Below are 15299 nucleotides of genomic sequence, written 5' to 3'. Positions count from 1 at the left end.
ACGCTGCACCTGCGAACGTTTCGTAGGTAAACTGTCATATTGACCACGCGCCACCACCCGTGCAGCTTCGCAACATAATTTCTGACTGGGGGGTCTGCATGCACATTTCGAAGCGTCGTTCGCTGTTCGTGGCCTTGATGGTGTCGAGCGCCGTCACTGCCTGTCCGGCGATCGCGCAGACCGCAGCGGCCCCTGCGACCACGACGCCTGCACCCGACGAGCAAAGCGACATCATCGTCACCGCGCAGAAGCGCGACGAGAATATCCAGAACGTGCCGATCAGCATCCAGGCGCTCGGCACGCGCAAGCTCGACCAGCTCAACGTCACCAGCTTCGCGGATTATTCGCAGCTCCTTCCCTCGGTCGCGTTCCAGAGCTCGCAGCCGGGCGTGACGACGATCTACATGCGCGGCGTCGCGAGCGGCGGCGACGGCAACCATTCGGGCTCGCTGCCCTCGGTCGGCGTCTATCTCGACGAACAGCCGGTCACGACGATCGGCGGCACGCCGGACATCCATATCTACGACGTCGCGCGGATCGAGAGTCTCGCCGGGCCGCAGGGCACGCTGTACGGCGCGTCGTCCGAGGCGGGGACGATCCGCATCATCACCAACAAGCCTGACGTTTCGAGCTTCTACGGCCGCGTCGATGCCGAGGCGAACACGGTCAAGTCGGGCGGGCAGGGCGGCCGGATCGAGGGGATGCTCAACATCCCGCTGTCGACGCAAGCCGCCTTGCGCGTCGTCGGTTTCTACCAGCATGACGCAGGCTATATCGACAACGTCCCCGGCACGCGCAGCTTCACCGGCGGGATCACCGCCAACAACGCCGCGTTCGTCGAGAAGAATTACAACGATTCGGACATCTGGGGCGGCCGCGCCGCGCTCAAGATCGATCTCGACGACAATTGGACCGTCACGCCGACGGTGCTGTACCAGGAACAGCGCAACCACGGCAGCTTCGGCTACGATCCCAAGGTCGGCGACCTGCAGGTCCAGCACTTCTTCCCCGAATATCGCCGCGACCGCTACGTCCAGGCGGCGCTGACGATCCAGGGCAAGGTCGGCAATTGGGACGTGACCTATGCCGGCGCCTATTTCGACCGGCGCGACACCCAGTCCTCCGATTATACTGATTATGCCGAGGCATATGACTCGCTCTATTCCTCGGTCGGCGGGATCGCGGGCTATTTCTATTTCCAGAACAATGCCGGCCAGCAGATTGATTCGCGTCAGCACATCATCGGCACCGACCATTTCAAGAAGACCAGCCAGGAACTGCGCGTCGCCTCGCCGCAGGACGAGCGCTTCCGCGTCGTCGCTGGCGCCTTCTACCAGCGGCAAAGCAACGCGATCCACCAGGATTATCAGGTGGCGGGCCTAGCCGATACGTTGTCGGTCAACGGGCATCCGGGAACGCTCTGGCTTACCGAGCAGCACCGCGTCGACAAGGATTACGCGGTGTTCGGGGAGGCGAGCTTCGACCTGCTCCCGCGCCTGACGCTGACCGCCGGGGGGCGCGCCTATATCTTCGACAATTCGCTGATCGGCTTCTTCGGGTTCGGGCGCGATTTCAACGGGCCGCCGTATAATGCCGCGGGCAGCTCGAAGACCGGGGTCGCCGGCTGCTACACCACGACCGGGCAGGTGGTGCGCGACAATCCCACCGGCACGCTGCTTCCGGCGGCGGTCGCCGGAAGCCCGTGTACCAACCTCGCGCAATATGCGAGCGGGGCGCTCTCGCCGCGCAAGATCGACGGGCAGGGCGCGACCTATCGCTTCAACGCGACGTGGAAGCCGATCGACAAGGTGATGGTGTACGGCACCGTTTCCAAGGGCTTCCGCCCGGGCGGGATCAACCGGCGCGCGACGGTCGCGCCCTATGCCGCGGACACGCTGATCAATTATGAAGTCGGCTGGAAGACGACGCTGCTCGACGGGCTGATCCGCTTCAACGGCGCGGTCTATCAGCAGGACTGGAAGGGGTTCCAGTTCGCCTTCCTCGGGCAGAACAGCTTCACCGAGATCCAGAACGGGCCGGATGCGCGGATCCGGGGCGTGGAATCGGACGTCACGCTGTCGCGCGGTGGTCTCGCGCTGACCGCGGCAGGCTCCTACACCGACGCCAAGACGCGGCGAAACCTGTGCGCGATCAACGAGCCGACCTTCACCTGTACCGGCACCGGCAACTTCATCAGCGCGCCCGCGGGGACTCGCCTGCCGGTGACGCCGCGCTTCAAGATCAGCGGAAACGCGCGCTACACAAAGCCGGTCGGGACCGCGAAGGCCTATGTCCAGGCGCTCGTGACGCACCAGAGTTCGGCCTCGTCCGATATCCGCACCGCGATCCTCCAGACGGGGACGGGCGACACCGTCAATCCGGCCGCGCTGCAGGGACGGCTTGCCGCCTACACCACCGCCAATTTCGCGATCGGCGCGGATTTCTCGGGCTATACCCTTGAGCTGTTTGCGCAAAACGCGTTTGATGAGCGCGCGCAATTGTCGCGCTTCCAGGAGTGCGGAAGCTGCGGGCAACGGCCGTATATCGTCACCAACACCCCGCGGACGATCGGCATCCGCGCCGGGGCCAAGTTCTGATCCCTTCCCTTTTCCGGAAAGACTGCTGCATGCGTTTCAATCTCTGCCTGTCCGTCGCGGTCGTTCTGGCTGCGGCGGCGGGGGCCGCGCCCGCGTCCGCCAAGACCGTCGTCGTCACCGCCGCGCACATGATCGACGTGCTCGGCGGCAAGCGTGTCGACGATGCGCAGATCGTGATCGTCGACGGGCGGATTACCACGGTCGGCAAGCGCGGCGACGCCATTCCGGCAGGCGCGGAGCGGATCGATCTCGGCAACCGCACGGTGCTCCCGGGGCTGATCGACATGCACGTCCATCTGACCAGCGACCCGACGCTCAGCGGCTATCGCGGGCTCGAGTTCACCGACAGCTACTGGACAGTGATCGGCGTTGCCAATGCGCGCAAGACGTTGGATGCCGGGTTCACCACGGTGCGCAACGTCGGCTCGAGCGGCTATGCCGACGTCGGGATCAAGCAGGGGATCGAGCGCGGCGAGATCCCGGGCCCGCGGATCGTCCCCGCAACCTATGCGCTCGGCGTGACCGGCGGGCATTGCGACGCGACCGAATTCCCGCCCTCGATCACGGTGCCGGCACCACAGATCGCCAATTCGCCCGAGGGCTTTCGCGCGGCGGTCCGCACGATCCGCAAATATGGCGCGCAGGTGGTCAAGGTCTGCATGACCGGCGGCGTGCTGTCCAAGACCGACTCGGTTGGCGCACAGCAGTTGAGTTATGAGGAGATCAAGGCGATCGTCGACGAAGCGCACATGCTCGGGATGCGCGTCGCGGTCCATGCGCACGGCACCGAGGGGATCAACGTCGCGCTGCGCGCCGGGGTCGACACGATCGAACATGCAAGCCTTGCCGACGCGACCTCGTTCAAGCTCGCCAAGGAACATGGCGCGTGGTTCGACATGGATATCTATGACGACGACTATATCCTCGGCGAAGGCGCGAAGAACGGCGTGTTCCAGGAGAGCCTCGACAAGGAACGCGCGATCGGCCTGAAACAGCGCCAGACCTTCCGCGCGGCGCATGCGGCGGGGGTCAAGATGCTGTTCGGGACGGATGCGGGCGTCTATCCCAACGGCAACAACGCGCTCCAGTTCGCCAAGATGGTCGAATGGGGGATGACCCCGATGGAAGCGATCCAGTCCGCGACGAGCAGCGCGGCACAAGCGCTCGACCGCACCGCCGACGTCGGCGCGATTGCGGCGGGGCGCTACGGCGATCTGATCGCGGTGGACGGCGATCCGCTGGCGGATATCCGGACGCTCGAGCGTCCGTCGTTCGTGATGAAGGGCGGGACGGTCGTGCGCGGCGGGAGCGCGGGGTAGGGGCTGCTTTGAGAGGTGGCGTGCTTTTTCCTGAAGCCCCTCCCCTTCAGGGGAGGGGTTGGGGGTGGGGCAGTGCCTCGCAGAGAGGCAAGGTTTGCTGAACTGCCCCACCCCAACCCCTCCCCTGAAGGGGAGGGGCTAGAGTGTTGTGAACTCTCGCCAGCCCGTTATCCGGATGCTCGATCATCCGTCGTTTGTGATGCCGAGCGGGATCGCCGTGCGTCGGGGACGGAAGGGGTGAAGGCCATGCAAAACCTCAAAGCCCCTCCCCTTCAGGGGAGGGGTTGGGGTGGGGAAGTCTAGCAGAGCGCGTTCTCGGTGAGACACTTCCCCACCCCAACCCCTCCCCTGAAGGGGAGGGGCTAAGAGTCAGTCCCGCAAAACCTCCACCACATCCCCGCACGCCGGAATAAACCCAACCATCGCCTCAAGCGGTTCCCCCGCCTGCCAAGCCCGCACCGCCGCGATCGGCCCACCATGCGCAACCACCAGCGTGGTTCCGGAACCCGGCAACCGCCCCCACGCCGCGCAGGCCCGTTCCGAGAGATCAAGCCCGGTCTCGCCCCCACCCGGACGAAACCCCGCCGGATCAGTCATCATCCGGTCCATCAGATCCCCGGTCTCGCGCCAGATCGCATGCCACGTCCGGCCCTCCCACGTCCCGAAGTCGCGCTCCAGCCAACCCGTGTCAGCCTGCACCGGAACCCCGCTCCGCGGTGCGATCATCGCGGCCAGCCGCGCCGTCCGCAGTGCCCCGGAATGAACGATCGCATCGATCCGCACCGCCGACAGTTCCTCCGCCAGCCCCCGCGCCATCGCCAGACCCGCGCGGCTCCACCCCATGTCGGAGCGCCCATAGCAGCGCTTGCGCCACGCCAGCGCGACCGGCGGATGCCGCACCAGCAGCACCGTCCCGCTCACGGCGCCGCCGCCGCGAGCAGCACGACGAGCTGCCCGACATAAGCCGCGAACCCGAGGCAGTCGCCGGTACTCCCGCCGATCCGCCGCCGCAGAAAAGCGGCCAGCCAGAGCAGGAACACCAAGCCGACGATCCCGCATGCCAGCATCGACACCGGGCGCAGCAGCACCAGCGGAACAACCCCCGGCAACGCCAAGACCACCGCCAGCAGCACCCGCCCGCGCGGCACCTTCCCCGCGCGCACCGCCATCCCGTCGCCGCGCACCGGCGCAACGACCCCTGCGAGCACCACCGCCCACAGCCGCCCCATCGTGGCGGCGGCAACGATCGCCGCGACCGCGAGTCCCGCCGGGAGCGCGACGATCGCCGCAAGCCGCAGCGCCACCGCCAGCCCGAGCCCGAGCGTCCCGTAACTCCCGATCCGGCTGTCCTTCATGATCCGCAGCGCGGTCTCGCCCCGCGCGGTGCCGCCGAACGCATCGCAGAAATCGGCGACCGCATCCTCGTGGAACGCGCCGGTCAGCAGACCCTCGACCATCAGCGCCAGCACCGCAGCCACGACCGGCGGCCACACCGCACCCGCGCCCGCGAACACCCCCGCGGTCACCAGCCCGACCAGCGACCCCACCGGCGGCAACCACGCCATCGCGCGCGCGAGGCCATCGGCGGCTTGCTCCCCCGACAGCCGCGCGAGCACCGGCACGGGCACCCGCGTCAGGAATTGCAGCGCGAGCAACGGCGGGGCCCAGGACGGGGCCAGAAACGGGGCGCGCGTCATGTCAGTCCGCCCGCTCCGCGCCGATCGCATCGAGCCGCGCGACGTCGTTCAATAGCGCGGCGGCGGCATCGAGCAGCGGCAATGCGACGAGCGCGCCGCTCGCCTCGCCGAGCCGCATTTCCCATGCGAGCACCGGATCGAGCCCCAATGCCGCAAGCGCGGCGGCGTGCCCCGGTTCGGCCGAGCGATGCCCCGCGATCATGCGGTGCCTGGTCCCGGGCGCAAGCCGCTCGGCGATCAGCGCGGCGGCGGTCGCGACATAGCCGTCGAGCAGCAGCGTACAGCCGAGCGCCGCCCCACGGGCGTAAAACCCCGCCATCGCCGCGATCTCATAGCCGCAGACCGAGGCGATCGCCGCCGTCGCATCCTCGGCGAGAAGCCGCGTCGCCCGCGATACCGCATCGGCGACGATACGCGCCTTGATCGCCAGCGTCGCATCGTCCGCGCCCGCGCCACGCCCGACCGCCACGTCGGTATCGAGCCCGGTCAGCAATGCGGTCAGGCAAGCCGCGGGGGTGGTGTTGCCGATCCCCATCTCGCCCGCGATCAGCAGCGCCGCGCGCTCCGCGACGGCGCGGTCCGCCTCGTCCGCGCCGACCTGCCACGCGGCGTCGAACTGCGCGGTGGTCATCGCCGGACCGTGCGCGAGGCTGGCACTGCCGTCGCCGACGCGCGCATCACGGAAGAAAGCGGGCGGATCGGCCATGCGCGTCCCCGCCACCCCGACATCGACCAGCCGCAACGGGCAATCGTTGGTCGCGGCGAGCGCGTTGCTCGTCGCCTGTCCGGCGAGGATCGTCCCGATCATCATCCCCGTCACCGCCGACGGCCACGCCGACACGCCGTCCGCGACGCACCCGTGATCGCCCGCGAACAGCACGACGCGGCGGGGCCGCGTGCGTGGATCGCGCCGGTCCTGCGTCAGCGCGAGCGCCACCGCGAGCCGTTCGAGCTGGCCGAGGCTGCGTCGCGGCTTGGCGAGCGCGTCGAGATGGTCCCAGAGCGTCTGTTCGTCGATCATGCGGCTTCCTTTGCGATGGCGATCAGTGCGGCCACGTCGAGCACCCGTTCCAGCGTGGCGGCGATTGCGTTCAGCGCGGCATCGATCGTCTCGCGCCGGTCGAGCCCGTCCGACACCGCGCCGAGGCTGGCGACGAGGTGCGCGCGCGCGTCCGGCTGGTCGAACAGGCCGTGGACGTAGCAGCCGCCGATCTGCCCGTCGCGCGCGGTCGCGCCGTCGTGCGCGCCATCGGCGAAGCGGAGCAGCGCGGGGGCATCGGGGTCGACGGTCGTGACCCCGGCGTGGATCTCATACCCCGCGAACGCTGCCTCGCCCGAGACGAACCGCCCCGTGATCGGCCGCGTCCGCTTGTCGCCCCGGATCACGGTATCGACCGGGAGCAGGCCAAGCCCGGCGACCGACCCCGCGTCGCCCTCGATCCCATCCGGGTCGGCGATCGTCCGCCCGAGCATCTGATACCCGCCGCAAATCCCGAGCACGCGCCCGCCGCGCCGGACATGCGCGGCGAGATCCACGTCCCACCCCTGCGCGCGCAGGAAGGCGAGATCTGCAATCGTCGCCTTGGTCCCCGGCAGGATGACCAGCGCGGCATCCCCCGGCAGCGGCATGCCCGGCGGGATCATCGCGAGCCGCACGCCGGGCTCGTGCGCGAGCGCGTCGAAATCGTCGAAATTGGCGATCCGCGCCAGCATCGGCACCGCGATCAGCGGCCCCGCGCCATCGCCGGTGTCGCGCCCGAGCGCCACTGCATCCTCGGCTGGCAGCCGCGCCGCATCGCCAAGCCACGGCACCACCCCGATGCTCCGCCAGCCGGTGCGTGCGGTGATGGCCGAGAGCCCGTCGTCGAACAGCGACACGTCGCCGCGAAACTTGTTGATCACGAACCCGCGGATCATCGCGGCATCGGCGGGGTCGATCACCGCCTGCGTGCCGACCAGCGCCGCGATCACCCCGCCGCGATCGATGTCGCCGACCAGCACGACCGGCACGTCCGCCGCCCGCGCAAACCCCATGTTGGCGATGTCGCCGCGCCGCAGGTTGATCTCAGCGGGCGACCCCGCGCCCTCGACGACGACGATATCCGCTTCGGCGCGCAACCGCCGATAGGCACCAAGCACCTCGGGCAACAGCTCGGGCTTGCGCCGCCAGTAATCGCCGCCGCGCAGCGTCCCCTGCGCCTTGCCGCGCACCACCAGTTGCGAGGTCCGGTCGCTTTGCGGCTTGAGCAGCACCGGGTTCATGTCGACGCTCGGCGCGACCCGCGCGGCGATCGCCTGCAACGCCTGCGCGCGCCCGATCTCGCCGCCGTCCGCAGTGACCGCGGCGTTGTTCGACATGTTCTGCGGCTTGAACGGGCGGACTAAGAGCCCGCGATTGGCGAACACGCGGCACAGCCCCGCGACCAGCACCGACTTGCCGACGTCCGACCCGGTCCCCTGCAACATCAGCGCAGCCATGCGATCCCCCCGACGACAAGCCATAGCAACCCGCACGCGATCCGATAGCAGCGCAGCGCGCGCGCAAGATCGCGCGCGTCGGGGAGGGGCCCATCCCCCAGGATCGCGCGCGCAGCGGGTTCACCGTCGTAGCGGACCGGACCGCCGAGCGTCCGCCCGAGCACCCCCGCCATCGCCGCCTCGGGCCAGCCGCCGTTGGGCGAAGCGTGACCAGGCGCGTCCCGTAGCATCGTCCGCCAGCCGCCCCGCCCGGCGAGACACAGCAACGCCCCCGCAATCCGCGCCGGAACCCAGTTGATCGCATCATCCGCGCGCGCCGCCGCCCAGCCGAACCATGCGTAACGCGGCGTGCGATGCCCGATCATCGAATCCGCGGTGTTGATCGCCTTCGCCGCGAACAGCCCGGGCAGGCCGAACAGCAGGAACCAGAACGCTGGCGCGACGACGCCGTCGCAGAAGCTTTCGGCAAGGCTTTCGATCGCGGCAGTGGCGACCCCGGCCTCGTCGAGCGTGTCGGTATCGCGCCCGACGATCATCGCGACCGCCGCGCGTGCAGCGGGCAGGTCGCCCGCAAGAAGCGGCCGCAACACCGCAGCGACGTGATCATGAAGGCTCCGTTGCGCGAGCCCCGTAGTGCCCACGGCAACCACCAGCACCAGCCCCCAGCCACGCCCTGCACCCCGCTCGATCCCCACGCCAAACACCGCAGACACCGCGATCAACACCGCCAGCAGCGCAACGCCCCCGATCCGCTGCCACGCCGCATCCCCCCGGTTCCACCGCCGATCGAGTGCCGCGATCAGCGCCCCCGCCGCCATCACCGGATGCCACCAGCGACGCGGATAGCCGAACGCGGCCTCCGCGATCAGCATGGCGAGCAGCATCCCGGCATGGCTCACCGCGCGATCGGCAGGATAAAGCGATGCCCCGCCGGGGTCCGCCCGATCTCGACATCCACGCCATACGCCTCGGCGATCAACGGCGGGGTCAGCACATCGTCGGCCGCCCCCGCAGCAACGACCCGGCCGCCCCGCAACAGCACCGCATCGTCCGCGATCCGCGCCGCGAGGTGGAGATCGTGGAGCACCAGCACCACCCCGCTCCCCGCATCCGCGATCGCCCGCAACCGCGCCAAAACATCAAGCTGGTGCGCGGGATCGAGGCTCGCGAGCGGTTCGTCCGCCAGCAGCCAGTCGGGCTCCCCCGCCAGCACGCGCGCGAGCAACGCGCGCCCGCGCTCGCCCCCCGACAGATGCTCGACCCCGCGCGCCGCCAGCCCGGTCATGTCGGTCGCCGCCAGCGCGCGCGCGACCGCATCGCGATCCGCCGCGCTCTCGCCCCAGCGCCCGCGATGCGGCAGCCGCCCGAGCCCCACCAACGTCGACACGTCGATGTTCCAGTGCACGTCGGCGGCCTGCGGCAACAACCCGATCGCGCGCGCACGGACCCGCCGGTCGATCCGCTGCACGTCCGCCCCGTCGAGCGTCGCCGCGCCCTCATCCGGCACACGCAGCGCGGCGAGGCAGGCGAGCAACGTGCTTTTCCCCGCCCCGTTCGGCCCGAGCAACGCGGTCACGCGCCCGCGCCGGAACGCGAAGCTGACCGCATCGAGGACACGCTTGCCCCCCAGCGACAGGCCGATCCCCTCGGCAGCAAGCGTGCTCATGCAAGCCTCCGGCGCATGCGGATCAGCAGATACAGGAAGAACGGCCCGCCCAGCATCGACATCGCAATCCCCAGCCGCAATTCGCTCACCGTCGGCGCGAGCCGGACAAGACTGTCCGCGACCGTCAGCAACACCGCCCCGCCAAGCGCGGAGGGCAGCAGGATCGCGGACGGCCGGTTGCCCGCGAACGGGCGCACCATGTGCGGCACGATCAACCCGACGAACCCGATCACCCCCGCCGACGCCACCGCCGCGCCGACGCACAGCGCGGTCCCTGCGATGACCACGAGTTGCAGCCGCCCCGGATCGACCCCGACCGAGCGCGCCGCCTGTTCGCCGAGCGTCAGCGCATCAAGCGACCGCGCGGTCGTCGCGAGCAGCGCGCTCCCGACCACGATCAGCGGCAGCGCAACCTTGACGTCGTCCCAGCTGCGATCGGTCAGCGCGCCCATCAGCCACGTCACGATCTGCGATGAAACGAACGGCGTCGGCGCAAGGCTGATCGCGAGTGCGGTGAGCGAGCCGGTGATGCTGGTCAGGATCATCCCCGCGAGCGTGAACAGGATCAAACTCCCCGAGCGTCCAGCGATCAATGCGAGCAACGCCATCGTCGCCCCGGCGCCGATCAGTGCGAACCCCGGCAGCAGCCAGAGCCGCGCCGCAAAGCCGAAATAGAGCGACACCACCGCGCCCAGTGCCGCGCCCGAGGACACGCCGAACAGGCCGGGATCGGCGAGCGGATTGCGCAGATACCCCTGCATCACCGCCCCCGACAACCCGAGCGCACCCCCCACCAGCAGCGCGAGCAAGGTCCGTGGCAGCCGCAGTTCGACGATGATGATCGAGCGCGGGTCGGCGGCGGTCCACGCGTCGAGCGGTACCCACACCTTGCCCGCCGCGACCGACAGGCACGCCGCGCAGACCAGCGCGACGACGAGTCCGAGGTTGAGCCGGGTCACGCGGTGAACCCGCGGCGGACCTGCTTCAGCCGCGCCATCGCATCGATGATCGTCGGCCCGCCGCAATTCATCAGCCGCGCCGGATAGGGCGCGACCGTGATCCGCCGCGCGAGCCGCCTGACCGCCGGGTGCGCGGTCAGCCGATCCTCGCCCGCTTCGGCGGCAGCGACCGACAGCAGCACGCGCGGCGGCTTGGCGATCAGATATTCGAGCGGGAGCACGTCCCATTTCTTGAGGCCGTACGCCGCGCTCATGTTGCGGAACCCCGCGCGGCGGAGCAGTTCGTCAGGAAGCGTCCCGCTGCCGGGCACGAGCCCGCCGGATTGCCAGATCAGCGCCGGCAGCGGCGTGGCGCGGGTCGGGGTTGCTGCCGCCGTGATCCGCGCCGCCAGCGCCACGCCGCGTTCGACATGCCCGGTCACGGCAGCGATGTCGCGGACCTGCACGACGCTTTCGGCGACCGACTCCGGCACCGTAAACTGGACGAGCCGGATATGCAGCCGCTTGAGCGCGGCAACCGTCGCGGGTTCGGTATGCGGCCCGGTCAGGACCACATCGGGCCGCAGCGCGACGACTTCCTCGGCAGTCCCCGAGGTCGCGCGGAAGCGGTTGGCGACGCCGAGCGGGATCGAGGTCGCGCGCGGGTCCTGCGAATAATGGCTGATCCCCGCAATCTGCGCAGGGTCGGCGACGCGCACCAGCACCGCGTCGATACACGGGTTGATCGACACGATCCGCGGCAGGCGCGCCGGGGCCGCCGATGCCAGCAGCGCCGCCATAATCAGCAAGGTGGGGGGCAGGGCGACCAGCCGGATCAAAACTCCACGCCCTTCTGCGCCGCGAACCCTGCGTTATACGGGTGCTTCACCTCGGTAAAATCGGTGATGAGGTCGGCAATTTCGAGCAGTTCGGGCTTCGCGCCGCGCCCGGTGATGCAGATATGCTTGGTCAGCGGGCGGTCCTTGAGAAATTCGACGATCTCCGCGATCGGCAGCGTGTCGTTGCGCAGCACGATGTTGAGCTCGTCGAGGATCACGAAGTCGATCGCCGGGTCGAGGATCATCTCCTTCGACCGCTCCCAAGCGGCCTTCGCAGCGGCAATGTCGAGTTCGCGGTCCTGCGTGTCCCAGGTGAAGCCTTCGCCCATCACCTCGAAGGTCGCGAGATCGGGATGCGCCTCGAAGAAGTTGCGCTCGCCCGTCTCCCACTTGCCCTTCACATATTGCAGGATCGCGACCTTCATCCCCCAGCCGATGCTGCGGATCGCCATCCCGAACGCCGAGGAGGACTTGCCCTTGCCGTTGCCGGTGTGGACGATCAGCAACCCGCGCTCGAGCGTGCGGCGCGCCTGCATCCGCTCGCGCGCGGCGGCGATACGCTTGCTGCGCGCATTGTGGCGGGCGAAATCCTCGGGGGTCTCGGTCATCGTGGGAACTCCTCAAGCGCGGTGGCAAGACGGACGAGGCCAGCCGCACCGCGCGGCAGGCCGATGCGGAGCCGGTCGGGCTGATCGGCGAAGGGGCGGGTCAGGATCGCGTGGCGCGCGAGCGTCTCGAACAGGCGGGTTGCCGCCTTGCAGGCAATCAGTCGGAACAACGGCGCGTGGCCGATCAGGTCGAGCCCGGCGTCGCGCAGCACTTCGTCGAGCAGCGTGCCGGTCTCCGCGATCCGCGAGGCTTGCGCCTGGCGCCAGCGGTCGTCGCGATACCCCGCCGTTCCGATCGCGACCGCGGCGGACGAGACCGGCCAGTCGCCGAGCAGCGTCCGCAAACGCGTTGCAAGATTCTGACCGGCAACGACGAAGCCGAGCCGCACGCCGGGGAGCCCGTAGAATTTCCCGAACGACCGCAGCACGATCAGCCGGTCGCTCGCGTGCGGGCAGAGGGCGGGGGCGGGGTCGGCATAGGCTTCGTCCACGACGACGGTCATCGTCGCCGCGAGTGCGCGCAGCAGCGCGGGATCGGTGACGCGTCCATCGGGATTGGCGGGCGAGGCGAGCACCAGCAGGTCGGCGTCGTTGAGCGCGCCGCGCTCCGCAAATCCCGCCGTCACCCCGGGCTTGGCCCGGGGTCCACCGGGGTGCGTATCCGCCGGCCCTTGATCGCGCGGCACGGTGGACCCCGGGCCAAGCCCGGGGTGACGCGTGGGGTGGGGGAGAGCCTGACCCCCTGCCAATGCATCCACCGCATCCGCCAAAACCGCCACCGCATCCGGCCACGCCGCCAGATGCCCCGCATAGCCCGGCCGCACCAAGCTCGACCGTTTCGCGCCCAGTAGCGGTGCCAGCACCCGCATCGCAAGGTCGGTCCCCGGCACCGCGACGACCTGCGCCGGATCGGCCACCCCGAACGCCGCCGCCGCCGCCGCCTCGAGTGCGGCGATCGCCCCCGGCTCGGGCAGCCGCTCCCAACCCGGATCGACCCCCGCCACCGGCCACGCCCAGGGCGCGATCCCGGTCGACAGGTCGATCCAGTCCGCCCCCCCGAACGCGGCCCGCGCAGCCTCGACCCGTCCGCCGTGGGCGTGAAACAGGGCGAGGTCGCGGGGTGTCATCGGGCGGTCAATAGGTCAGCCGGATGCCGCCAAAGGCAGCGCGGCCGGGTTGCCCATATTGGTAGATCGTCTGATATTGCGTATCGAGCACGTTCTCGATCCGGCCGTACACCTCGACCTTCCTGGTGACCGGGAAGGATGCGCGCAGGTCCGCGAGCACATAGCCGTCGAGCCGTCGCGCGTTCGCGGCATCGTCGAAACTGTCGCCGACCGAGGTCAGCGTCGCGCCGGTCGTCAGCCCGAAGGTCCAGCTATAGTCGGCGTTGACGGTGATGCTCTGGCCCGGCCGCCGCGCGAGCGTGTATCCGAACGTGGCGGAACCGGGCGAGCGATCGGTCGCGTCGAGATAGGTGTAGCTCGCGCTGACCGTCAGCGGCGCGACCGGGCGCAGCAGCAGCGTGAGTTCCACCCCCTGCGCGCGGGTCCGTGCGATATTGTCGTAAGTGCCGAACGGGCGGTCGGTGCAGATCCCGGTCAATGGTCCGTCGCACGATACGAAGGTGATGAGATCGCGCGAGTTGCGGTGAAAATACGTCGCGCTTGCCTCGACCGCGCCGTCCAGCGCCTTTTGCGTGATCCCGGCGTCCCAGCCGTGCGAGCGTTCCGGGGTCAGGCCGGCATTCCCATATTCGCTCTGCAGCTGGTACAGCGTCGGGGCCTTGAACCCTTCGGAATAGCTCGCACGCAGCGTGGTCGCGCCGGCGTTGGGCGAATAGACCCCGCTTCCCGAAAACGTCGTCGCACCGCCGAAGATGTTGTGGTCGTCATGCCGCACGCCGCCCGTCGCGGTCAGCCCGGCGATCGGCGTGATCGCGAGCTGGCCGTAGCCGCTGAACAACCGCGCCCGCCCGCGCGTGACCGGGCCGCCATAGCTCGACGAGGAAAAGCGCGAGACCTCGCGTTCGGCACCGAAGGTCGCGAACACCGCCTTGGTGATGTCCGCCGTCCCCTGATATTCGATCCGGTCGTTGCGGCCGAGCCCGCGGAACGTCTCGGTCGGGTCGCTGTCGGGGTCGAAATTGCGGCGGTCGGTATCGGTGTGCGCATAGCCGATGCGGTTGCGCAGGCGCCCGTCGAACAGCGCGGCGTTGAGCCCGGCATAGCCGATCCATTGTTCGGAATCGCCATATTCGCGCGTGTCGCCGAACGTGTAGTCGGGCGGCGGGAAGCCATCGAAATCGGTGCGGCTGTTGGTGTAGAAACCCCGCAGGTCGACCGAGACGGTGCTCGCGAGCGCGATCCCGAGGCTGCCGTTGGCGGCATAGCTACGGAACCCGTCGCGTTCGGTGCCGGGCGCATAGGCCGAGATCCCGCCGGTACTATAATACCCGTCGCCGAAGCTCGCCGACACCGGCCCGGCCTTGCCCGAGACGTTGGCGAACCCCTGCCCGGTGCCATCGCCGCCGCCCTCGGCACGTGCGATGATCGCGATGTTCTCGGTCGGCTGGCGGGTGATGAGGTTGACCACCCCGCCGATCGCCTGGCTCCCCCACAACACCGATTGCGCACCGCGCAGCACTTCGATCCGCGCGATATTGCCGATCAGCAGGTTGCCGAAGTTGAACCCCCCGCCCGGCGCGGACGGATCGTTGAGCTTGATCCCGTCGATCAGCGCGACGGTCTGGTCGCTCTCCGCGCCGCGGATGCTGACCGAGGTCGTGGTGCCGATCCCGCCGTTTCGGACCACGGTGACGCCGGGTGTCTGGCGGAGCAGGTCGGCCACGACCACCGCCTGGCGCTGCGTGATGGTGGCGGTGTCCAGAACGGTGACCGACTGGCCGACGGTATCGACCGGGCGGGCCGCGCGGTTGGCGGTGACGACGATCTCCTGCGCGGCATCGGCGGCCTTCTCCAGCCCAGTGGTGGACTGCGCGCTCTGCGCCAGCGCGGGCGCGGCAAGCGCTATGCACGGCAGCACGATTAGATAGGTACAGGTCTTCACATGGTTCCCCTTCGCAACAGCTCATGGGACCACGCATGGCGATATGCCGGAAAACGACTTCCCGCGACGCACGACCCCAACCATGTCG

13 protein-coding genes are annotated in these 15299 nt (G+C 69.3%); 2 read left to right on the top strand and 11 right to left on the bottom strand.

The genetic code is table 11. The features are described from left to right. The first annotated feature begins 98 nt into the window (after positions 1-98). Together RI03_RS18595 and RI03_RS18590 are read left to right on the top strand one after the other, a co-directional pair. The gene (locus RI03_RS18595; protein ID WP_010219149.1) at positions 99-2597 is read left to right on the top strand and encodes a TonB-dependent receptor; all 2499 of its coding nucleotides are present in this window, start codon (positions 99-101) and stop codon (positions 2595-2597) included. A gap of 29 nt (positions 2598-2626) precedes the next feature. Continuing rightward, on the top strand, positions 2627-3916 hold the full coding sequence (locus RI03_RS18590; protein WP_010219148.1) for a Xaa-Pro dipeptidase: 1290 nt from the start codon (positions 2627-2629) through the stop codon (positions 3914-3916). A 369-nt stretch (positions 3917-4285) separates the two neighbouring features. On the opposite strand, the gene RI03_RS18585 is transcribed toward RI03_RS18590, so the two are convergent. The 11 genes from RI03_RS18585 to RI03_RS18535 are packed head-to-tail and all read right to left on the bottom strand — an operon-like array spanning position 4286 to position 15211. Then, positions 4286-4837 carry a histidine phosphatase family protein gene (locus RI03_RS18585; RefSeq protein WP_010219147.1) on the bottom strand — a complete coding sequence of 184 codons (552 nt, stop codon included), beginning with the start codon at positions 4835-4837 and terminating at the stop codon, positions 4286-4288. Next, on the bottom strand, positions 4834-5613 hold the full coding sequence (locus RI03_RS18580; protein ID WP_238542446.1) for an adenosylcobinamide-GDP ribazoletransferase: 780 nt from the start codon (positions 5611-5613) through the stop codon (positions 4834-4836). The genes RI03_RS18585 and RI03_RS18580 overlap by 4 nt, the downstream gene beginning before the upstream one ends. Position 5614: 1 nt before the next feature. After that, entirely contained in the window at positions 5615-6634 is a 1020-nt protein-coding gene (gene cobT, locus RI03_RS18575) for a nicotinate-nucleotide--dimethylbenzimidazole phosphoribosyltransferase (protein WP_010219145.1), read from the bottom strand. Continuing rightward, positions 6631-8091, bottom strand: a complete 1461-nt coding sequence (locus tag RI03_RS18570; protein WP_010219144.1) for a cobyric acid synthase — start codon at positions 8089-8091, stop codon at positions 6631-6633. The genes cobT and RI03_RS18570 overlap by 4 nt, the downstream gene beginning before the upstream one ends. Then, on the bottom strand, positions 8079-8975 hold the full coding sequence (gene cbiB, locus RI03_RS18565) for an adenosylcobinamide-phosphate synthase CbiB (RefSeq protein ID WP_037515617.1): 897 nt from the start codon (positions 8973-8975) through the stop codon (positions 8079-8081). The genes RI03_RS18570 and cbiB overlap by 13 nt, the downstream gene beginning before the upstream one ends. Positions 8976-8986: 11 nt before the next feature. Continuing rightward, on the bottom strand, positions 8987-9757 hold the full coding sequence (locus RI03_RS18560) for an ABC transporter ATP-binding protein (RefSeq protein ID WP_010219142.1): 771 nt from the start codon (positions 9755-9757) through the stop codon (positions 8987-8989). Then, positions 9754-10716 carry a FecCD family ABC transporter permease gene (locus RI03_RS18555; RefSeq protein ID WP_010219141.1) on the bottom strand — a complete coding sequence of 321 codons (963 nt, stop codon included), beginning with the start codon at positions 10714-10716 and terminating at the stop codon, positions 9754-9756. The genes RI03_RS18560 and RI03_RS18555 overlap by 4 nt, the downstream gene beginning before the upstream one ends. Continuing rightward, positions 10713-11534, bottom strand: a complete 822-nt coding sequence (locus tag RI03_RS18550; RefSeq protein WP_010219140.1) for an ABC transporter substrate-binding protein — start codon at positions 11532-11534, stop codon at positions 10713-10715. The genes RI03_RS18555 and RI03_RS18550 overlap by 4 nt, the downstream gene beginning before the upstream one ends. Then, positions 11531-12142, bottom strand: a complete 612-nt coding sequence (gene cobO / locus RI03_RS18545; protein WP_010219139.1) for a cob(I)yrinic acid a,c-diamide adenosyltransferase — start codon at positions 12140-12142, stop codon at positions 11531-11533. The genes RI03_RS18550 and cobO overlap by 4 nt, the downstream gene beginning before the upstream one ends. Further along, positions 12139-13269 carry an aminotransferase class I/II-fold pyridoxal phosphate-dependent enzyme gene (locus RI03_RS18540; protein ID WP_010219138.1) on the bottom strand — a complete coding sequence of 377 codons (1131 nt, stop codon included), beginning with the start codon at positions 13267-13269 and terminating at the stop codon, positions 12139-12141. The genes cobO and RI03_RS18540 overlap by 4 nt, the downstream gene beginning before the upstream one ends. Before the next feature lie 7 nt (positions 13270-13276). After that, positions 13277-15211 (bottom strand): TonB-dependent receptor plug domain-containing protein, encoded by a 1935-nt coding sequence (locus RI03_RS18535; RefSeq protein ID WP_010219137.1) that lies wholly within the window; start codon positions 15209-15211, stop codon positions 13277-13279. Between the last annotated feature and the right edge of the window lie 88 nt (positions 15212-15299).

Origin of the sequence: Sphingomonas sp. PAMC 26621, assembly GCF_000251145.1 — a bacterium.
Lineage (GTDB): Bacteria > Pseudomonadota > Alphaproteobacteria > Sphingomonadales > Sphingomonadaceae > Sphingomonas.
Note: the sequence above shows the minus strand (reverse complement) of the source record. Positions and strands in the feature narration are given on the sequence as shown.

Bases quoted from the DNA above. Each gene is read 5' to 3' on its own strand.
- RI03_RS18590 (WP_010219148.1), top strand. From the start codon at position 2,627: ATGCGTTTCAATCTCTGCCTGTCCGTCGCGGTCGTTCTGGCTGCGGCG.
- RI03_RS18570 (WP_010219144.1), bottom strand. From the start codon at position 8,091: ATGGCTGCGCTGATGTTGCAGGGGACCGGGTCGGACGTCGGCAAGTCG.
- RI03_RS18560 (WP_010219142.1), bottom strand. From the start codon at position 9,757: ATGAGCACGCTTGCTGCCGAGGGGATCGGCCTGTCGCTGGGGGGCAAG.
- cbiB (WP_037515617.1), bottom strand. From the start codon at position 8,975: ATGCTGCTCGCCATGCTGATCGCGGAGGCCGCGTTCGGCTATCCGCGT.
- RI03_RS18580 (WP_238542446.1), bottom strand. From the start codon at position 5,613: ATGACGCGCGCCCCGTTTCTGGCCCCGTCCTGGGCCCCGCCGTTGCTC.
- RI03_RS18540 (WP_010219138.1), bottom strand. From the start codon at position 13,269: ATGACACCCCGCGACCTCGCCCTGTTTCACGCCCACGGCGGACGGGTC.
- cobO (WP_010219139.1), bottom strand. From the start codon at position 12,142: ATGACCGAGACCCCCGAGGATTTCGCCCGCCACAATGCGCGCAGCAAG.
- cobT (WP_010219145.1), bottom strand. From the start codon at position 6,634: ATGATCGACGAACAGACGCTCTGGGACCATCTCGACGCGCTCGCCAAG.
- RI03_RS18595 (WP_010219149.1), top strand. From the start codon at position 99: ATGCACATTTCGAAGCGTCGTTCGCTGTTCGTGGCCTTGATGGTGTCG.